Genomic DNA, 20,290 nt, shown 5'->3' on the forward strand with positions numbered 1-20,290 from the left:
TTGCGGAGTATGAAGCTACCTTAGAGAGCTCCGATCGGGAATCTTCTCTGGAAACACTCCTTAGTTGTGCTCCTCGTTACAACAGTTCCGGGCGTAGTCGCAGAGTTATCACAGGTGTTCTCAAAGACCTTATTGACGATTGTCTTCAGAAGAACATACAGAAGCGCTCTATTGGTCTTAAAAAGCAATGTATGCTGGGTAAGGATATTTACGAGTTCGTTCTTGATAAAGGTTTTAAAGTCAGCTACTCGGGCGTTTGTAAATACATCAAAGAGTCCAATAGTTTAAAGAAGGATCAAAGCAGTGAGGCTTTTGTTCGGGGTTATTATCCGCCGGGAGAAGCTTGTGAGTTCGACTGGGGCGAAGTTAAGCTTTATCTTGGAGGGAAGCTCCAACGACTGTATATGGCTGTCTTTACCTTCAGCCACAGTAATGGACGTTATGCCTGGCTCTTTCGTCATCAGGATACGCTGGCCTTCATGGAATCTCACCGTAACTTCTTCGCCCAAGTACATGGCGTTCCCGATGTGATGGTCTATGATAATATGCGGGTGGCTATCAAAGAGTTCGTGGGTGCAGAGAAAAAGCCTACCGATGCCTTGCTTGGCCTGATTTACAGCTACATATTCTGCTATCGTGCTCGGGATAAGAGCTATTACAGTAGAAGGTATTGCATTTGATTGTCTATTGATAGTTCCATCTATACTATCCCACTCCCCATCTAAATCAAACTCAATTTTGAATTTATCATAGATAACATCATAGCTATCATTATCTTTTGTTATATTCAAAATACCACTATTTCCTCCAAAATGAGTTTCTAAAAATGTTTGTGCTTTAGTTGGAAGGTCGCCGTATGTTGCTTTTTTATCATCATCATCGCTACATGCCACAAATGAGAATATAAAACCCAACAGAGTTAAAGTCATAAATAATTTTTTCATGTCTATTGCCTTTAAATTTTGTTTGTAATTAATTTATCTATCAAATTTTTCTTTAAGAATTGTCCCATCATATTTTATTTTCATTGTCACTTCCTTTTTATGATGCTCAAGTTCAACCTTATAAATAAGATCAGTTCCTATATTTATTTCTTCTATATCTTCAAAATCATAGTCTGGATATTTAGATATAGCCGTATTTTTCACGACAGCCGGCAATTCTGACACTTGAATATCACGAGTATACATAAGTAAATCTGTTCCTTTATAAAAGGCTTTATAGTCAACTCGTCCAATTTCAAACTCTACTTCATAAATATCGGCAACTGCTTCCCAGTCTATATCTTTTGCATTCGGAAAATCCAGATTAAATTTAGAAACTAAACTTGCTGGTGCTGTTGCATCCTGACTATATCCATTCTTGAAAGAAGAAATCATTTCTTGAATTTTCTCATTCGAATACTTCGTAGAAATAACAGGCTTTGGCTGCGCTACCACCGATTGACATGATAGCAACAAGGCTATTGTACATAAAACAGTTATAATCTTCTTCATAATCACATAATATTTATATTTTTTATGATACAAATATTGCATGCCAATTCTGAAAAGATTGACGGAGCTGTGGATTTTGAAGAAAATGCACAAATTTTGGGCAAAATTGATGAAGAGCCTAAGGTCATGTTGTGTTCCGGCGAAAATGCACAAATTTTGTGCAATTCTGACCAAAGTGCACAATTTTTGGGCAACAATAACGAAAGTGCACAAATTTTGAGCATCAGCAGTGAAAATGCACAATATTTGGGCACAGTAAATAATATAAATAATAAAATAAAAGAAATTAATCAAAGTTACTCTGAAATCGAGGTCGAAAATCGTCTTCTAAAAAATCATATTCATGTTCTTTTTGAAAAGAACCAAAACACTCAAGTGGAAGCTAGCGCTTCAATAAACTTTGACAACTTGTTCCCAGAACTGAGAAATAGTAAAAGAGAGGGAGACCGTTACGAAGAGGTAAGAGAAGAAGAAAACGAATACGTCTCAGCTTACAACCTAATTGGTGAATGGGTGGACTGCACCGTCAAAGAGAAAAACGAGTTTACTCAAGCTAAGCTAAACGACCCAAACTGCCAGCTTGTCTACCGGACAATAAAGAACGAGCTTGAAGAGGGTCAGCAGTTGAGTGGAAAAGAATTTCACGAACTCGTTCAAGCTGTCGTTGATGAAATACTTGTGATTGAATGTTCAGATCCAGAAACCGGAGAGTATGTCAAGAAAACATACGAGTCATTTGTGAAAGGTCTTGGAGAATATCAAGACTTATCTCCAGAAGAACAAGAAGAGTATTACGAAATGTTCAAGACTCTTGAGATACGAAGATTTTGCAAGAAGGAGTACCAAAAGATGTTCCCCCACTTCCAGTGGGAAGGTAGAACAGTATTCGCATACTTCAGCCCGAGAACAATCAAATCAGATGAAGAGCGTATCGAAGAGTTTGAAGCACTACACTCCCAGTTCGACCACACGTTCAGTGAAGAAGAGATCGCTCTCGAGAACTTCGAGAAACATGACGTGCTTGTAAAACGTTTTAACGAACGCTTCCCAGAAGATGAAGAATTCTTAGTCGCGGATATGGTAGAGGCCATGAGAACCGATATGATCGACATAGGCCTGTTTTCTATCAGCGGATACGAATACGACTCGTACAGCATACTTAACGGATTTGGTGGAATGATCAGGTTAGAATACGACATTGACGGCCGATTTGCAAAACGGCTTAAATGGAAGTCGTTTTACGACCTTAAAAAAGAGGCGGAGACCGAGAGGCTGGAAAAGGAGTTTGAGTCGCTTAAATCGAACGCAAATGTGGTCAGAAGCGATAATTTTGACTACGGTAGACTCCTCGATGGATTTAAACGCCCAAGAGTCAAGTTAACGTCGGAAGGACTCATCCCAGCCAATCCAGCTTTGGTTGAAGCCTTTAAATATCTCCAGTTTTTTGATGGCAAGGTGCTAGAGTACTGGGAGCTAGAGCAAATCTGCAACTGCTTATTGAAGAGTTACAACCATCTGGGGACTGGCATTAGCAACTTCCACAATATCAGCTGTTGCCTTGATTGTGATTGGGCTGCCGACAAATTCACTGTTAAGAACATCGGTTCCCAGACCGTTACAGAGCCTGTTACAAACAGCAACGAGGAAGCGGATACATACATCCCACTCCCTCGTGAAAAAAGAAGAACGACGCGACGTCGTTAATTCATGGATCAACATTAGATCGTAAAACGCCAAACAAGGCTACTCCCAATTGATTTAAGACACTTTGATCTCGGATTGGACTAACAGATCGTTTTGGATAAAACAATGGATTAAAACAGCTTAAAATCACTCGCTGGTTTATACAATCACACAACACCCTTGTTAGGTTCTGCGTGAAAAGTTTTGATGGCATGGATTGCTCGTGATAGGGCTTCCATGCCATCTTCTTTTGTCTTAAAATAATTTCCGCTAGCGTATCTCCTGTTGTCCAGTGTTGAAAGCGTTTCATGCACTTTGATGACATAAAAACGATCATTGATGAAGTAATACGGATCACCTTTCGGGACTCGGAGATTATTGTCTTCAATCCGTTTCACATACGGGTTCCATGACTTGCCAGCCCTATCCAGTTCATCTAAAAGAGATTTTTTCTCAACTGAACTAAGCACCCTAAACTGAAGCTCATCGGATAATCCGATATTGATTTCATAGCTATACCGAACTGGATCGTCACCTTTTTTAAAGCAATACATAATAACGTTGTAATCAATAATATGACTAAAAACTCCAGCCCCTTCCGAACCGTCAGGAAACGTTACACAAACATAGTTGCCGTTCAGTGGCATAAACTTTTCAACTGCTTTGCTGTATTCATAACTCCACTCCAGACCAGCTCTTGATAAAGCTTTGTGAATTGACTTCACTTCGGTTTCTGTTGACTCTCGATACCCGCTGATCGGAAAAGACAGGTAGTTTGTGACGAGGATTCCGTCTGAATACAAAGTTGCTCCGGATCTGATCTCGTTTATTCCTACAAAATAAACAATCACTACAACCTTTCCAGTGCCCTCTTCACACTCATACGTGACCACATCGCCATTACTCGGCGATAATGAATACAACCACTCTTTAAATTCCCCAAACGTGAGCTTTATAGGGTTCTTGACTGATTTTGCGGCGAAGTTAAATCGCTCGTTGAATAACTGGTGACAAAGCTGTTTGATGGCTAGTTCATCGATTTCATTTAGCCCTATTGATGATTTCAGTAACAGCTTTACGTGCTCGATTGTTTTAGCAATCACGTTGCTATCGCTTATTTTTTGGCTCATAAGTTTGATCGGTTTTTATTTCATAGTCCACCTCCAGACGTTTCTGCGGCGCATACTACAAAAATAATGTTATTTGTGAATTATATGTGCTTTGGGAGCGGTCACTTTTACCAACCACTTACAGCTTCGCTTTTAACGACATAAGAACTGGAAGATAATTCGGCTTAACATATCACATGTTTCAGAAGTGCTGCAATTGACAGCCAGAAATGATAGCATATTCCTTTGACCAATAAGTGCTTGTAGAGCGATTTTGAGACACGTTTTAGACACTTTTATTGCGTTCTGGGAGCGAAGATTGTTCAGCTATCTTAAAACGCCACAGAGAGCCTTTATTTTAAATCATTGAAAAGCTGGAAAAGCCGGACTTGGAAAAATCACCCCCGCCGGAAAATCAGAATTAGAAAAAAGTAGTTTTATAATAACCTATCCAGAAAAAGTCGGACTTGGGAAATCTGGTCAAATCGCACGTATGGATTTCGCTCCAGAGGAAGTACCCTCCCCGTTATTTTTTTATCAATAGCTACATCTACCTATTTTAATGATTGATAATCAAACTCTTCATTGTTCTATTTTTCATAAAAGTAAAACATATAAAAAAACAGTATATATATTACTCATTCATAAATATCATGAATAGTTATTTTCAAAGTATAAATTTATTTATCGGGGAAAGTGGGTTCAAACGCCACAAATTCTGTATTTCAATTCAAGAATAGAGAAAATTATATACATACATCCCACCCTATTCATCAAAAACCTTCTATGAATTTATCTACATAATCTTTTATCTTTGCCAGTATTTTTTCAGCTTTCGATTTGCGTTCTTTCAGAGCTGGACGGGTTTTCATTGTTTCTACCAGATCATCACGGAGAGGTGTTCGACCTGTATACAGATAGTCACTGATAACAGACTGAAGCTTATCTTCCTTCAATTCTTCCTCTTTCGACAACTTGTTTAGAGCTTTCAACTTCTCTTCATCCCAGAATTCGAAGAACTTGCTTTCCAAATCATCTTCATCAGTCAGGTGTAATAAATTCTCATTGATAAATTTCTCTATCAGTTCGCGCTTACTACGCATAGATGGTGTATTGGTCAATGAATCCATCAACGACTTGCGAATAGTAGCTTGCTCTTCATCCGAACTTTCACGCAAACGACCGAGCAAAGTCAGAATATAAGCTACATTGATCTCGTCGCGATGAATAAGCTCCAGTTCGAAGTTAATATCGTTCAATATGGATACTTTATCAGGCTTCTCCCGATCGACTTTTATATCTTCATACAGATCAAGGTACTTGCTCTTATAGTCTTCGTAAGTCTGTTTTTCGATATCCAGATCGGTGAACGTGAATTGCGAGAAACATTCCAATTTATTCATCAGTCGCATCAACAAGCGATAACTCTTTACAAAAGCAATCTGAGTATCTTCGTCTGCAAGTGAAGATACACTATCAGCCGTTGGTACAAGTTCGTAAAAATCGACTAAAGCAAGGTTAAACTCACGGACAAAGTCTTCGTAAGGTGGCATGATGATAATGCTTTGAGCCTCTTTGTTGGCAAAGAGTTCAATAGCTGCATCAGTTTCTGCTTTGAGATTGCGGAAACAAACAATGTTACCTTGCGATTTGACGGCATTCAATATTCTGTTGGTACGTGAATATGCTTGAATCAAACCGTGATATTTCAGGTTCTTATCCACATAGAGCGTATTGAGTGTCTTGCTGTCGAATCCTGTCAAGAACATATTGACAACAAGCAAGATATCCACTTGCTGAGATTTTACTTTCTTGGCTATATCTTTATAATAATCGTAGAATATATTGGTACTGAAGTTTGTACCAAACATCTTGTTATAATCGCCGATATACTCATCCAGCTTCTCACGTGAGTGTGCATATGGCACTGCCACTTCTTCTTCCATAAACTCGTCGTCCAGATCGACTGTTCCCATTCCGTTGGCTTCTTTGTCCTCCTCATTGGCCTGAAAAGAGAAAATAGTAGCCACACGAAGATTATGTTTGCCCTCTTGCTGCTTTTTCTTGAAAAGCTCGTAATACTGAATCAGCATCGGCACAGAAGAAACGCACATCATAGCGGTAAACTGACGAGAATGTGTTTTACGGTTGTGGTTGGCTAAAATATAATCTACATTATTCTCCAGACGACGGGGATCGTTCAATACTTCGGCGGTATCTATTGCCTGAACCTCTTCGTCTTGTATATTGTCTTTCTTCTTGTAAGTGCTGTAATATTCTACCGAGAATTTGAGGACGTTATTATCTCGTATCGCATCGGTTATCACATATTTATGCAAGCACTTGTCAAAAAGTTCTTCTGTGGTACGTTTGCCTAGTGCATTCTTGACTGCATTTTTAGGGAAAATAGGTGTACCCGTAAAGCCAAATAACTGAGCTTTAGGGAAGAAGTTGCGGATGCGTCGGTGTGTTTCGCCAAACTGGCTGCGATGACATTCGTCGAAGATAAAGACGACTTTCTCGTCGCGGAAACGCTCCATAACTTTGGCATAGCGTGAACCGCTGATAGCTATATCGAGCTTCTGAATAGTGGTTACGATCAGTTTCTTTTGCGGATCGGGATCTTTGAACTGCTTGACCAACGCTTGTGTATTGTTCGTACCGTCGATGCTACCTTTGCTGAAACTGTTGAACTCCTTGACAGTCTGATAATCCAAGTCTTTACGATCGACTACGAAAACAACTTTTGCAATATCGGGGATGGAAGTGATTATCTGGCTCGTCTTGAACGAAGTGAGCGTCTTTCCGCTACCCGTAGTATGCCAGATATAGCCGTTTTCGTCACTCTCTTTGACACGTTTCACTATCTCCTCCACGGCATAATACTGATAGGGGCGAAGCACCATCAGCGTATCAGTAGACTCGTTGAGAACGATGTATTTGGTTATCATCTTCGACAAGTGGCAAGTGTCGAGAAACTGATAAGTAAAGTCTTTGAGCTGCGTTATTTGATTGTTCAGTGTGTCAGTCCAATAGAAAGTCTGCTCGAAACTGCGGGCGCTGATCTTGCTATTGGCATAGTATTTTGTATTGACTCCGTTGCTGATAACAAAGAGTTGGATGTACTGAAACAGCCCATACCCTGCCCCATAGCTATGACGCTCGTAACGGTTGGTCTGATTGAAAGCTTCTTTCAACTCCAAGCCGCGACGTTTCAACTCGATCTGAACCAAAGGCAAACCGTTGATAAGGATAGTAACATCGTAACGATTCTGATATTTGCCGTCGATGGTCACCTGATTGGTTACCTGATAAGTGTTCTGACAAAAATCGAACATATCAATCAGATCAATATAGCCTACGGTATTGTCGTCGCGCGTATAATCCATTTTCTGACGAAGCGTCTTGGCTTTGTCAAAGATGCTGCCTTTTTGCAGCTTGTTGAGTATCTGATCGAACTCGCGATCGGACAAGGGTGCTATTTTGTTATGTCTTTCGAGCTGAAGCTTAAAATTGGCTAGTAAATCAGCCTCGTTGGCAATGGTGACGTACTGATATCCCAGCTGTTCGAGCTGTTTTACCAACTCGGTTTCCATTTGTGCTTCGGTCTGTATGTTGGTCATAGTATTTAGGTTTTTATCAGTCTTTACACAAACATCTGCTGAAGCAATCCTTTTTTGTATTGCTCGGTAGATGCGATTTGCTTGCTAAGTAATGAGATTTTATCGTCGATAGCCGACAAGAAATCGGCTATTTGGCGTTGTTCGTCTTCAGATGAAGGCAAGGATATACTTGCACCATTCAAAAATGTTTCATTATTTATATTCATTGTATTCTTTGCACCTTTTTGTACCAATGGAACTAAATAATTATAAGTTCTTATTTCTGAAGAAAAATAAGCATCCAGATAGTAACCTAGAAATTTATTGGTTGGTCTAAAAACTCCATAAAGTGTAGATACAACTCCTGTTCTATTTGTTTTGTTTTGTTTAATTATCCCAAAAGGGAAGCCACTTGTAGGACTTTTCGTATATATTATATCAAAGGGATAAACAACCTTATAATTGCTAATATCATCTGCGGCGTATGAACGTCCTAGATGTTCTATCTGATTTATTACACCTTTTTCTTTTGCAACAGAAAAGACTTCATCAACTTCAAGTTTTGAATTTCTAGATTTATGCTCAAATAAAACCTCCTCCAACCTTTTCTCCACCCAATCGGGATAAGCAGAGCCATCGGTACGAGTGAAGCGAAGTTCCTGCGAAAAGATGCGTTGCATCACTCCACGTTTATATTCTTCTAGCTTTGTTTTCTTGTCTTTCAATAGCTGCAATCGCTTGTCTATTGCCGATAGAAAATCAGCTATTTTTTGCTGTTCGGGAAGTGAGGGCAATAGCACCTCTAATTTGATTAAGTCATTAGTATATATTGCAGCTACACTAGTCGTTCCTGTTGCTAGTCTTCTTAATGCTTTCAACCCCAAAGAAGTATTAAAAAGAGCATTCATGAAGAAATTGTTTTCAAATTCTAATCTTAATATATTTGAATTGTAATAAGCTCTATCTAATTCACCCTTCCATATTGCGACTTTACCAACTAGCTCAAGAGTATTACGAGTATTAAATAATAAGTCTCCATACTTGAGAAGATCATTCTCATCGATTATCTCACCGTCCTTTATATATTCTATTTTATCTAGCTTAATAAATCCTCTGTCTAGATTTCCCATCTTAATTAAAGGATTATTATTGGAAGCTTCTGTATTTGTATAATTTCCCCCAAGCTTTTGAGAAATAATAATATCTCTCAATCTTTTCTCTTCCCATTCGCCCGAAAACTCAGGAAAACGCAATGCAGGTATTTTCTGTTCTGTATTCTTCATTGTTTTCTCCTCGCTCATTAGAATGGTGCATCTATACCCAGTTGTCGGCAAAAGTCGGCAATCTGCTTGTCGGCATCCGATAGCTGTAGGTCTATTTCTTTTATCTCCTTAGCCACTTGTGCAATATCTACACGCGGTTCGGCTTCGAAGGTATCCACATAGCGCGGAATATTCAGATTGTAGTCGTTTTCGGCTATCTCGTCCATCGTTGCCACATAGCTGTATCGATCTATATTGATGCGTTGGCGGTAGGCACTCACAATCTTGTCCACGTGTTCGTCGGTCAGTACGTTTTGCGTACCCTCTTTGTCGAAGTCTTTGCTGGCATCTATAAACAACACATCGTTGGGCGAAGTGCGGCATTTCTTCATCACCAATATACACGTAGGGATAGATGTCCCGTAAAACAGATTGGCAGGAAGCCCGATCACCGCATCCAGTGCATTCATATCCTTGATGATGTATTCGCGAATCACAGCTTCTGCACCTCCACGGAACAGCACGCCGTGTGGCAGGATGCACGCCATCGTGCCATTTTCGGCAAGCTGATAGAGCATATGTTGCACAAAAGCATAGTCGGCAGCACTTTTGGGTGCTACACGTCCGTATCGGCTGAAACGTTCGTCTTGTGCATTCAGTGGATTATCGTCGCCTTTCCATTTTGCCGAGAACGGCGGATTGGCAACAATCGCCTCGAACTGCTGATCTTTGTGCAAAGGATTTTCGAGCGTATCGTCTTGCTTCAGGTTGAACTTGCTATAATGCACTCCGTGCAGAATCATGTTCATACGAGCCAAGTTGTAGGTGGTACGGTTCATTTCCTGTCCGCAGTATTCCGATACTTCCACTTCTTTACCCACACGCAACAGCAGCGAGCCCGATCCGCAAGTCGGATCATAGACGTTTAGGATGCGTTTTTTGCCCGTTGTCACCAGCTTAGCCAGCACTTTCGATACCTGTTGTGGTGTATAGAATTCGCCTGCTTTCTTGCCAGCTCCCGATGCAAATTTTCCGATCATATACTCGTAAGCATCGCCCAATACATCCGATTCGCTGTTCGACAGTTCGAAGTCGATCGCATCCAAATGCGTCAGCACACGCACGATAATATCGTTACGGGCTTCGGTAGTACGTCCAAGTTTGGTGGAGTTCAGGTCTAAGTCTTCGAAGAGATTGATAAAATCGTCTTCGCTTTCAGTACCCATCGTACTGTTTTGTATATCGTTGAGTATTCGTTGCAGATCGTCAAGGATGAAATTGCTTTTCCCCGACTTGTCGCCATTGCCTCGTTTGGCTATATTGCTAAACAAGTCTTCGGGCGGCAGGAAATAGCCCAGTTTTTCGAGTGATTCTTCGCGGATTACGTCTATTGTTTCGGGATCGGTTACCAGACGATAGTCTTCTACTTCCTCGCCAACCAATAATTCGTTGTTGGCATACAAGTATTGCTTCTCCGACAGGTATTTAAAGAAAATGAAACCTAATATATAATCGCGGAACTCATCGGCATCCATCTTTCCGCGTAGTGTATTTGCTATATTCCAGAGCTGCTGCTCAAGCTGTTTTTTTTGATCTTCAGACATTCTTGTAAGGCAGTTATTAATTTTAGAGATCAAAGATACAAAATTCAAATCAGTTCAAACGAATACAAATTGTAATAAAAAAAGAGAATAAGCAATTGGAAAATCCAGTTCAGATTGCCCCCGTAAACCAAACGAATTTGCCCCTTGTTCTAAAATAAGGTTGCCCCTTCTATCCAAAATAAAAATGACACCCATTGAAATGTATGCCAAGATAGATTTTGTGTAATTCCATAATACAGATTGTGGGAAAGGAAAAGAAAACTGGATGAACGAAATAAAGAACCGCCTAAGGATGGTTTACTAAAATAAAAATGTCCCCACTCATCAGGATATTTGGGAGACAAAATTAAATAATTTTCAGGGGTCAAACCTGTTTGGGATTAAGGGGTCACCACACATTGGATTTTCCAAACGGCAACATTCCAGACGGATTACGACCCGTACAGAAACCCTTGGCTTACATAAAAACGGGGTGGGTATCAAAAAATAGTGATTGTCAAAAAGATGTCAAATCGATTTTGATGAAATTGTATGTGGTTGATTTTCAATCCATAAAGTAGCCAAAACACGTTACTCAAAGTAGCGTGTCTACCAATTCCACCACGTGTGCTTACGTGAACTACTGGACTTTCATTCTGGCGCGAAGATACAAAAAATATCATTATTCCATAATTTCATTATTATTATTTAATAGCAGATATTCTATATTTAAAAACATAGTTTTATCACTTTTTCGTTTTAATTAATACTAATTCAAAACTTTAATACGAGAATTAAGAAAAACTCATAGTTATAAAATGTATTTTTGCTCTCGATTAATGATTCATCTATATGAAAAAGATTTTTATTATACTCATCACAATATTCGTCGGAGCAAATCTATCAGCTCAGAGCTACGAAGAATTAGTCAATAAATCGTTCGATTTTGCCGATGCAAAAGATTATACGGGAGCTGAATTAACACTTAAACAAGCTATGCGCTTGGAGCCAGACAATCCAATGAACTCGGCTTTGTTACTCAATTTAGGAACGTATCAGCGTAATCTCGGAAAATTGGATGAAGCCTTGATATCGTATAATGCTGCATTAGGAAGATCACCACAAGCAACATTCTTACTGCACAATCGGGCAGCTTTATACTGCGAGATGGGAAGTTATGACAATGCCTTAATTGATTATAGTTCAATCTTAGCGAAAGACCCCGACGATATGGAAGCTCTGTACCGACGAGCCTTGATTTTCACTACGCGTGGCGGATTGCTTGAAGCTGAAGCCGATTTCAATAAAATTCTAGCAAAAGATCCCGATAATCTGGATGCAAAATCAGGCTTGGCAATGCTATTGAAACGCCGTGAACAATGGGAAGAAGCAGAAATAGCATATACATATCTCTTATCAAAAAATAAAAGTAACGCTGAATTATATTTCCAACGTGCAGAAGCATATTTTCAACAGAAAAAACTTGCTCGCACATTAGAAGATTTATCCAAAGCTCTAAGTCTTGGATATGACTACCCTACCCTATATATTCTTAGAGGGCGTGTACGACTAGCTCAATATGATAAATATTCGGCAAAACAAGATTTTCTTAAGGCTCAGGAAATGGGTGCTCAGGAGGATATCATCGAACCTCTACTGAAACTGTGTAAATAGGGGTTTCCTAAATGAGTTTTTTCAAGCAATCACTCGATTCCTCTGGAAACATCAACCCACTCTTCGAAATCAACATATTTTTCTAGCTCTGCTATAGTCAACTCTATAGCACTATTGCTGCTTCCACAAGCAGGGAATACAGTTTCAAATCTTTTTAATGATTGGTCCAAATAGATCGTAACATCTTCGTTGACTCCAAAAGGACAAACTCCGCCTACGGCATGTCCTATATTCTCTTCCGTTTCGGCAGGAGAAAGCATTTTTGCTTTGGTCTTAAACTTCGCTTTATATTTCGAATTATCAATTTTAACATCACCAGCTGTTACGACAATTATACAACTATCTTTTACTCTGAACGCAAGAGATTTTGCAATTCTTGCAGGTTCACAATTCAAAGCTTTCGCAGCTAGTTCGACAGTAGCACTCGACACTTCAAACTCTTGAATCCGATCAGAAATCCCATATTGGCCTAAATAAGTTCTAGCTTTTTCAATTGACATGATAATAGATTTTGTTAGTGTTTTCTTGAAAAATAAAGATACCCATTTCCTCTGATTTTAACTGTAACACACAATGTGAATGATTATCTTTCGCATAAAATTTAGAATAATCAATAACATATCTCTGAAACTTTATCTATACAGAAAATAATAAGCAAGCAAAGTCACACATTCTGAAAAACAACAAAAAACTGTGTACAAGTGTTACTTTTTTTTGTTTTACATTACTCTCGGCAAAAAAGTTTATGTTTGCAATCAATAAGCTGATGTACATTATGAATATCCGGAAATACATAAAATTTGTTCTGATAAATTTCATTATGATAGCATTCGTTCTATCAATAGTTCTTATTTTCTTCAATTTAGGACATGGTATTCCTTATAAGATGCTATCCATAGCATTAGTATGCGCATTGATAATTGTTTTTGCACAATATCCCATTCTATGCAAATCCAAAAATTGGTATTTGAAAACACTGGTATTTTTCTTATCAATGAATATATTTCTGCTTCTGTATGGCGAAGCACTTTGTTTTGCAGACGACTGCATAGGCGACTTCCCCGGATTAAAAATGATCGTATTCGGAAATATAATGGGTGCAGGTATTGGATTTATAGTCGTCATAGCAGTAAACTATATATTCAGGAAAGATTTATTCTAATATGTAGATATATTCGGAAAGTTTATCTATACAAGATAAGCTGTAAACCAGAAAAAGGTCAAATAAAAAACAACAGAAAACTGTACACAAGTGTTACTTTTTAACAACTCGCTATTTCGAGTTATTTTATGTAAGTTTGTACCTCGCTAAACGAGCCAGAAAATGAGCAAAAAGAAAATTATCAATGATCCGGTTTTCGGATTCATCAATATACCAAACGATTTTTTATACCAAATCATACAGCATCCACTGCTGCAAAGGCTGAATCGTATCCGACAACTAGGTCTCGCATCCTTTGTTTACCCCGGAGCGCAACATACCCGCCTACACCACTCTATCGGGGCAATGTATCTGATGGACGAAGCTATCAAAAACCTACGTCTCAAAGGACACGACATCACTCCCGATGAAGCTAATGGGGCAATGGCTGCCATATTGATGCACGATATAGGTCACGGGCCATTCTCGCACGTTTTGGAACATACGCTAACAAGCGGAATCCACCACGAAGAATTTTCGCTGGCTCTGATGCAGAAACTGAACGAAGAGTTGGACGGCGGTCTCGAACTTGCCATAAGCATTTTCAAGGATGAATACCCGAAGAAATATCTTCATCAGCTGGTCAGTGGACAATTGGATGTAGATCGCCTAGATTATCTGCGTCGCGACAGCTTTTTCACCGGAGTTACCGAAGGGAATATTGGATCGGCACGCATCATCAAGATGCTCGATCTGTACAACGATCGCTTGGTTGTAGAATCGAAAGGAATCTATTCAATCGAGAATTTTCTGATGGCTCGTCGTTTGATGTACTGGCAGGTATATCTGCACAAGGCATCCATTGCAGCCGAAAAGATGCTTATCAAGACTTTGACTCGCGCCAAAGAACTTACCGATCAGGGAGTCGATCTATTCGCTTCGCCATCGTTGAAGTACTTCTTCAAACAAACGATTAATAAAACCTACTTCAACTCCAATCGCGAAGAGGTTCTGACAAACTTCGTCAATCTCGATGATAATGATATCTGGTGCGCACTGAAAGTTTGGGCAAATCACGAAGACAAGATTCTATCCACTCTCAGCCAAGGATTGATATATCGTAAGCTATTTAAGATTAAACTTTCGGCAGAACCATTCACGCAAGATCAGCTTGAAAAATGCACCGAAGAATATGTAGACAAGATGTGTATCAGCAAACACGAAGCATCGTACTTATTCTCGACGGGCTCGGTCACAACCAACATGTACAACGAAGCCGACGACAGTATAGACATCATGTACAATGACGGCACAATAAAAGACATATCCGAAGCTTCGGATATGCTCAATATACAACTTCTATCTAAGAAAGTGGAAAAATACTACCTCTGTTATCTGAGGTAGTCTAGTTACATCACAAATTTCTCGGGATGACGAGCAGTCACTCCTTTATAGCATTCTTTGATGATCGCCAAATCTGCATCTACATCACCCGAAGGGATTAGTACTTTTTTGAAGTCGGCCACTTTCAGTTTGTAATCTATTGCAGCAACTACTACCGGTACTTTAGCCTCAAGAGCTATGTAGTAAAAACCTTTTTTCCAGTCGGAGTTAGGCTTGCGAGTAGCCTCGGGAGTGATAGCGATCTGAAACTTCTCACGTTTCGAGAATTCTTCTGCAATTTGCTCGGTCAACGATGATTTTTTGGAACGGTCTACGGGTATTCCGCCCAAGGCTCTAAAAATAGGACCTAACGGAAAAAAGAACCATTCTTTCTTCATCAGAAAGTATGATTTTCGTCCTAACGAAGTATTTACGATCAGACCTATCAGAAGGTCAAAATTACTAGTATGGGGAGCAACACAGATTACACATTTCAATGGATAATCAGTCTGTCCTATAACTTTCCACCCTATCAGATTAAGGATGGACTTACAAATAAATTTCATTCGCTAATATTTAAGGCAAGGCTTCTATTTCTTTGCCTATTTCGTCAACTCTAGTTTTAAAATCTGCTCTTAATTTTTTGAAATACATGCGAGCTCTACCTTTCACTTCTTTCCCTTCAGAGACGTTAGCACGACCAATGAATTCGCTATGCAGAACCGGTAGCTTTTTGATTATTTCATCAGCTGCAGCACGATCTGCACCTACCACATACACTTGGTACAATATGCAATCAGCATATAGCAATTCCATTGTTTTATCTATCTCTTTTTTCAGTAATCTTCTGCTACTCATAGCTATTTATCAATTATTAATGGTTACCTAAGTTTTTATTATGTAACTTTGTTCGTTTTTTTTTATCTTTATAGATGGTAAAGATAGGCAAAAAGAGCTAAAATTGCCCCTTATACCAAACTTTTAACTAGTCGTTCGTATATATTGATATTATACAACAGTACAAACTTGGAAATTTATATTAATAGATGTCAAAGAAGAATTTTACACCAGATTATATATTCGAAGCAAGCTGGGAAGTATGTAACAAAGTAGGAGGAATCTACACAGTATTATCAACAAAAGCCAAATCAATGCAAGAGAAGCATCAGGACAAAGTCATATTTATTGGACCTGATGTATGGAAAGACAATACCAATCCTTGGTTTATTGAAGACTCTTCATTACTTGCCGACTGGGCTGATGCAGCACGTTCGAAAGATCATTTAAAAATAAAAGTCGGAAGATGGGATGTTCCCGGAAAACCAATAGCTATACTGGTTGATTTTTCAGATTTATTTGTTCTGAAGAATACGATATATGGAGAAATGTGGGAAAAATTTGGAGTCGATTCACTGAATGCATACGGCGATTACGACGAATCATGTATGTTTGCCTACTCTACAGGATTAGTTATTAGCAGCTTTTATAAATTTTTCAAATTAGAAGAAAAGCAAGTTATAGCTCATTTTGACGAATGGATGCTAGGAATGGGATTATTATATATCAAGAGCCATTTACCACGCATTGCTACCGTATTCACAACACATGCCACAACAATCGGACGTTCTATCGCCGGCAATGGGAAACCGCTTTATAATTATTTATCAGAATATGATGGGAACCAAATGGCACGTGAATTGAATGTAGTAGCAAAACATTCAGTAGAAAAAGCAGCAGCACTACAAGCCGATAGTTTCACGACAGTAAGTGCTATTACGGGCAGAGAATGTAAATTCCTTTTAGGTCGCAATCCAATAGTAACGCCCAACGGATTCGAGAAAGACTTTGTCCCGAAAGGAGCTCAGTACACTAAAAAACGTAATGAGGCCAGAAAATCTCTTATCGGTGTTGCTCAGAAACTATTCGGATATGAATTGGAAGAAGATGCTGTACTAGTAGCAACAAGCGGACGTTATGAATATCGCAACAAAGGAATTGATGTATTTATTGATGCACTAAGCAGACTTAATCGCATCAAACAACTCAACAAGGACGTAGTTGCATTCATTATGGTACCCGCATGGGTTGACGAAGCTAGAAAAGATTTATCGGACAGAATTAACGGCAAGAACAATATTGTAGATGCCCTGCCCCACCCTAATATAACCCACTGGTTGAAGAATATGAACCATGATTCTGTACTCAATCAGTTATCATATCTTAACCTCCACAACAACCCAAAAAGCAACCGAGTTAAAATAATATTTGTACCTTCGTACCTAAATGGTAATGACGGTATATTTAACAAAACATATTACGATCTGCTTATAGGAATGGATATTACAGTATTCCCTTCGTACTACGAGCCATGGGGATACACTCCGCACGAAAGTATTGCTTTTTCGGTACCGACTATCACAACAAGCTTGGCCGGATTTGGGATGTGGATGCGCCAAATGGGAGACGAACCAGGCATGCATGACGGAATTGAAGTAATACAAAGAGATGACTACAACTTCATAGAAGTAGCAGAAGATATCTGCAATCGTGTATTTGAAATGACTACTAAAAGTAGTAAAGAAGAGAAAATCTTAAGACAAGCAGCACTTGACAGAGCAAATCGCTCAGGGTGGGAAGACTTTTACGTATATTACGATGAGGCATACTCTGAGGCTATAGTGAAATCGCTGGAAAGGAAGAATATTAACATTAGATATTAGTAAATGAGAATCAAAACAAGCTTAACAAACGCACCTAATTGGCGTAATGTTTACACACAGGCAAATCTGCCTGAGAAACTAGCAGGACTAGAAAAATTGAGCAAAAATCTTTGGTGGGTATGGAATAATGAGGCCACAGATTTATTCATGGAATTGGATAGAGAACTTTGGTCTAAAGTAGGACATAACCCAGTTATGTTATTGCAAAGATTAACATTAAACCGTATTGACGAGATTCTAAACGACAACAAACTACTAGCAAAAGTAGATAGCGTTTTAGCTAGCTTCGAGAAATACATGAGCGAAAAGATGGACGAAGCAAAACCTTCAGTTGCATATTTCAGCATGGAGTACGGTTTTACTCACGTATTGAAAATCTATTCAGGAGGTCTTGGAGTACTTGCAGGCGACTACCTTAAAGAAGCTAGTGACAGCCATGTAGATCTTACCGGAGTTGGTTTCTTGTATCGTTATGGTTACTTTACTCAGAGTATTTCGCCTGACGGACAACAAGTAGCAAAATACGAAGCGCAAAACTTCGGCGAACTTCCGATCGAACAAGTATTGAACGAAGACGGAAAACAAATGATTCTTGCAGTACCTTATCCAGATCGTTCTATCTATGCAAACGTATGGGTTGTAAACGTAGGAAGAATCAAACTATACTTACTGGATACAGATATTGATTTAAACAGCGAATTTGACCGTCCTATTACTCACCAACTATATGGTGGCGATTGGGAAAATCGTCTAAAACAAGAATATCTTCTTGGTATTGGTGGTATCATGCTACTAAATAAGCTTGGTGTTAAAAAGGATGTTTATCACTGTAACGAAGGACATGCAGCTCTTATCAACGTACAACGTTTACTTGATCTTATAGAAGGTGAAGGATTGACATTCAATCAAGCTCTTGAAGTTATTCGCTCTTCAGCTCTATATACAGTGCATACTCCTGTTCCTGCAGGGCACGACTATTTTGACGAAGGTCTTCTTGGCAAATATATGAGTTCATATCCGGCTCGTCTGGGTATCTCTTGGCAAGAATTCGTAGACATGGGGCGTGCAGTACCAGGATCGGGCGAAAAATTCAGCATGAGTAACTTTGCTCTGAATACTTGCTTGGAAGCTAACGGTGTAAGCTTGTTACATGGTAAAGTTTCTCGCGAAATGTTTAGCAACCTATGGCCAGGATACTATCCTGATGAGCTTCACGTTGGTCACGTAACAAACGGGGTACATATGCCAACATGGACATCGAAAGAAATGAAAGAGCTATACGAAAGTTCTTTTGATAAAAATTTCTACAACGATCAGTCTAATCACGCAATATGGGAAAAAATATATGATATTCCAGACGAAAAAATCTGGGAAATTCGTCAACAACAGAAAAGACGCCTTATCTCTTATGTACAAGAACAAGTAAAAGATGGTTGGATAAAAAACCAAACTGCACCATCTAAGATTCTTGATCTGGCTGACAAAATCAACCCAGATGCTTTACTTGTAGGTTTCGGACGCCGTTTTGCTACTTACAAACGCGCTCACCTATTATTTACAGATCTTGATCGTCTGGAAAAACTTGTAAACAACGAAAAATATCCGATCCAATTCCTATATACCGGAAAGGCTCACCCTGCTGACGGTGCTGGACAAGGTTTGATCAAACAAATCATCGAAATATCACGCTTACCACAATTCTTCGGAAAAATAATTTTCCTTGAGAACTATGATATGCGTTTAGCTAAACGCTTGATTTCGGGTGTCGACATTTGGCTAAATACACCAACGCGTCCTCTTGAAGCTTCAGGTACATCTGGCGAAAAGGCTGAGATGAATGGAGTTCTAAACTTCTCGGTGCTTGACGGATGGTGGTACGAAGGTTACAAAGAAGGTGCAGGATGGGCATTGACAGACAAACGCACATTTGATAATCAGCAATATCAAGATGAATTGGATGCTAAAATCATCTACAATACTTTCGAAAACAAGATATTGCCTCTTTATTACGCTAAGAACTCGAAAGGATATTCGCCAGAGTGGATTCAGTACATCAAAAATTCGATTGCTCAAATCGCTCCAGAGTACACAACTAAGCGTATGATTGACGATTATATAAATTGGTTCTATAAACCACTAGCTAAACGTCACGACATGGTATTGGCTGACAATTACAGCAAAGCTAAAGAATTAGCTGCATGGAAAGAAGATACTGCCAGCAAATGGAACAACTTTACAGTTGAATCGTTAGAAGTAGAGCGCGACTCGGAAAGCGTTCCACACTATGGAGACAACTTTGTATATACTATCGGATCAACTGTCACATTGAAAATAACTCTCGACAAAAAGGATCTAACAAGCGATCTTGGCATCGATATGATTATACTTCAATACGACACCGATCTAAATGTAGATAAATTTGTTAAAGTAGTTCCATTCGAACTTGTTAAACAAGAAGGCAGTCTACTACATTTCGAGCTTAAATACAAAGTAGATATTGCCGGAATAGGTAAATATGCATACCGTGTATATCCAAGACATAAGGATATGGCTCACAAGCAAGACTTTGCTTATACAAGATGGATATAAAATCCAATACAATTTAAAAGAGGCTTTCTAATAGAAAGCCTCTTTTTT

15 protein-coding genes and 1 pseudogene are annotated in these 20,290 nt (G+C 39.1%); 7 read left to right on the forward strand and 9 right to left on the reverse strand.

Annotated features, from left to right (window positions below; all coding sequences use genetic code 11):
- Positions 1-131 precede the first annotated feature (131 nt).
- Positions 132-272 (forward strand): annotated as a pseudogene (locus C1A06_RS15425) (hypothetical protein); the annotation flags it as partial.
- 12 nt (positions 273-284) lie between these two features.
- On the opposite strand, the gene C1A06_RS15040 reads toward C1A06_RS15425, so the two are convergent.
- Together C1A06_RS15040 and C1A06_RS03620 are read right to left on the reverse strand one after the other, a co-directional pair.
- A complete protein-coding gene (locus C1A06_RS15040; RefSeq protein ID WP_159461378.1) occupies positions 285-944 on the reverse strand; it encodes a PepSY-like domain-containing protein in 660 nt (219 codons plus the stop codon).
- Positions 945-977: 33 nt separating this feature from the next.
- Entirely contained in the window at positions 978-1,496 is a 519-nt protein-coding gene (locus C1A06_RS03620; protein ID WP_101688879.1) for a hypothetical protein, read from the reverse strand.
- A 24-nt stretch (positions 1,497-1,520) separates the two neighbouring features.
- Between C1A06_RS03620 and C1A06_RS03625 the strand changes: the two genes are divergently transcribed.
- A complete protein-coding gene (locus C1A06_RS03625) occupies positions 1,521-3,200 on the forward strand; it encodes a hypothetical protein (protein ID WP_101688880.1) in 1,680 nt (559 codons plus the stop codon).
- Positions 3,201-3,346: 146 nt separating this feature from the next.
- Here C1A06_RS03625 and C1A06_RS03630 read toward each other — a convergent pair whose 3' ends face one another.
- From C1A06_RS03630 to C1A06_RS03645, 4 genes are all read right to left on the reverse strand, one after another.
- Entirely contained in the window at positions 3,347-4,309 is a 963-nt protein-coding gene (locus tag C1A06_RS03630) for a hypothetical protein (RefSeq protein ID WP_101688881.1), read from the reverse strand.
- A gap of 752 nt (positions 4,310-5,061) precedes the next feature.
- Complete coding sequence (locus tag C1A06_RS03635; protein ID WP_101688882.1) at positions 5,062-7,911, reverse strand: type I restriction endonuclease subunit R; 2,850 nt, start codon at positions 7,909-7,911, stop codon at positions 5,062-5,064.
- A 23-nt stretch (positions 7,912-7,934) separates the two neighbouring features.
- The gene (locus tag C1A06_RS03640) at positions 7,935-9,173 is read right to left on the reverse strand and encodes a restriction endonuclease subunit S (RefSeq protein ID WP_159461379.1); all 1,239 of its coding nucleotides are present in this window, start codon (positions 9,171-9,173) and stop codon (positions 7,935-7,937) included.
- Positions 9,174-9,190: 17 nt separating this feature from the next.
- Positions 9,191-10,756 carry a type I restriction-modification system subunit M gene (locus C1A06_RS03645; RefSeq protein WP_101688884.1) on the reverse strand — a complete coding sequence of 522 codons (1,566 nt, stop codon included), beginning with the start codon at positions 10,754-10,756 and terminating at the stop codon, positions 9,191-9,193.
- Between the two features lie 831 nt (positions 10,757-11,587).
- On the opposite strand from C1A06_RS03645, the gene C1A06_RS03650 reads away from it, so the two are divergent.
- Positions 11,588-12,409, forward strand: coding sequence for a tetratricopeptide repeat protein (locus C1A06_RS03650; protein WP_101688885.1), 822 nt, complete (start codon positions 11,588-11,590; stop codon positions 12,407-12,409).
- A gap of 29 nt (positions 12,410-12,438) precedes the next feature.
- Here C1A06_RS03650 and C1A06_RS03655 read toward each other — a convergent pair whose 3' ends face one another.
- Positions 12,439-12,909: a YbaK/EbsC family protein gene (locus C1A06_RS03655; protein WP_101688886.1), complete on the reverse strand. Its 471-nt coding sequence runs from the start codon at positions 12,907-12,909 to the stop codon at positions 12,439-12,441.
- A gap of 320 nt (positions 12,910-13,229) precedes the next feature.
- Here C1A06_RS03655 and C1A06_RS03660 point away from each other — a divergent pair, with 320 nt between their 5' ends.
- A complete protein-coding gene (locus tag C1A06_RS03660) occupies positions 13,230-13,571 on the forward strand; it encodes a hypothetical protein (RefSeq protein WP_159461380.1) in 342 nt (113 codons plus the stop codon).
- Between the two features lie 162 nt (positions 13,572-13,733).
- Positions 13,734-14,954, forward strand: a complete 1,221-nt coding sequence (locus tag C1A06_RS03665; protein WP_101688888.1) for an HD domain-containing protein — start codon at positions 13,734-13,736, stop codon at positions 14,952-14,954.
- Between the two features lie 5 nt (positions 14,955-14,959).
- Here C1A06_RS03665 and C1A06_RS03670 read toward each other — a convergent pair whose 3' ends face one another.
- Together C1A06_RS03670 and C1A06_RS03675 are read right to left on the reverse strand one after the other, a co-directional pair.
- The gene (locus C1A06_RS03670) at positions 14,960-15,499 is read right to left on the reverse strand and encodes a 1-acyl-sn-glycerol-3-phosphate acyltransferase (protein ID WP_101688889.1); all 540 of its coding nucleotides are present in this window, start codon (positions 15,497-15,499) and stop codon (positions 14,960-14,962) included.
- Positions 15,500-15,509: 10 nt separating this feature from the next.
- Complete coding sequence (locus C1A06_RS03675) at positions 15,510-15,791, reverse strand: hypothetical protein (RefSeq protein ID WP_101688890.1); 282 nt, start codon at positions 15,789-15,791, stop codon at positions 15,510-15,512.
- 188 nt (positions 15,792-15,979) lie between these two features.
- On the opposite strand from C1A06_RS03675, the gene C1A06_RS03680 reads away from it, so the two are divergent.
- Together C1A06_RS03680 and glgP are read left to right on the forward strand one after the other, a co-directional pair.
- Positions 15,980-17,653, forward strand: a complete 1,674-nt coding sequence (locus C1A06_RS03680) for a glycosyltransferase family protein (RefSeq protein ID WP_101688891.1) — start codon at positions 15,980-15,982, stop codon at positions 17,651-17,653.
- Between the two features lie 3 nt (positions 17,654-17,656).
- Positions 17,657-20,242: an alpha-glucan family phosphorylase gene (glgP, locus tag C1A06_RS03685; protein WP_101688892.1), complete on the forward strand. Its 2,586-nt coding sequence runs from the start codon at positions 17,657-17,659 to the stop codon at positions 20,240-20,242.
- Positions 20,243-20,290: the final 48 nt, after the last annotated feature.

The sequence above is a fragment of the Dysgonomonas massiliensis genome, assembly GCF_900240225.1.
GTDB classification, from domain to species: domain Bacteria; phylum Bacteroidota; class Bacteroidia; order Bacteroidales; family Dysgonomonadaceae; genus Dysgonomonas; species Dysgonomonas massiliensis.

Bases quoted from the DNA above. Each gene is read 5' to 3' on its own strand.
- C1A06_RS03630 (WP_101688881.1), bottom strand. From the start codon at position 4,309: ATGAGCCAAAAAATAAGCGATAGCAACGTGATTGCTAAAACAATCGAG.
- C1A06_RS03655 (WP_101688886.1), bottom strand. From the start codon at position 12,909: ATGTCAATTGAAAAAGCTAGAACTTATTTAGGCCAATATGGGATTTCT.
- C1A06_RS03670 (WP_101688889.1), bottom strand. From the start codon at position 15,499: ATGAAATTTATTTGTAAGTCCATCCTTAATCTGATAGGGTGGAAAGTT.
- C1A06_RS03675 (WP_101688890.1), bottom strand. From the start codon at position 15,791: ATGAGTAGCAGAAGATTACTGAAAAAAGAGATAGATAAAACAATGGAA.
- C1A06_RS15040 (WP_159461378.1), bottom strand. From the start codon at position 944: ATGAAAAAATTATTTATGACTTTAACTCTGTTGGGTTTTATATTCTCA.
- glgP (WP_101688892.1), top strand. From the start codon at position 17,657: ATGAGAATCAAAACAAGCTTAACAAACGCACCTAATTGGCGTAATGTT.
- C1A06_RS03660 (WP_159461380.1), top strand. From the start codon at position 13,230: ATGATAGCATTCGTTCTATCAATAGTTCTTATTTTCTTCAATTTAGGA.
- C1A06_RS03650 (WP_101688885.1), top strand. From the start codon at position 11,588: ATGAAAAAGATTTTTATTATACTCATCACAATATTCGTCGGAGCAAAT.
- C1A06_RS03635 (WP_101688882.1), bottom strand. From the start codon at position 7,911: ATGACCAACATACAGACCGAAGCACAAATGGAAACCGAGTTGGTAAAA.
- C1A06_RS03640 (WP_159461379.1), bottom strand. From the start codon at position 9,173: ATGAAGAATACAGAACAGAAAATACCTGCATTGCGTTTTCCTGAGTTT.
- C1A06_RS03665 (WP_101688888.1), top strand. From the start codon at position 13,734: ATGAGCAAAAAGAAAATTATCAATGATCCGGTTTTCGGATTCATCAAT.
- C1A06_RS03620 (WP_101688879.1), bottom strand. From the start codon at position 1,496: ATGAAGAAGATTATAACTGTTTTATGTACAATAGCCTTGTTGCTATCA.
- C1A06_RS03625 (WP_101688880.1), top strand. From the start codon at position 1,521: ATGATACAAATATTGCATGCCAATTCTGAAAAGATTGACGGAGCTGTG.
- C1A06_RS03645 (WP_101688884.1), bottom strand. From the start codon at position 10,756: ATGTCTGAAGATCAAAAAAAACAGCTTGAGCAGCAGCTCTGGAATATA.
- C1A06_RS03680 (WP_101688891.1), top strand. From the start codon at position 15,980: ATGTCAAAGAAGAATTTTACACCAGATTATATATTCGAAGCAAGCTGG.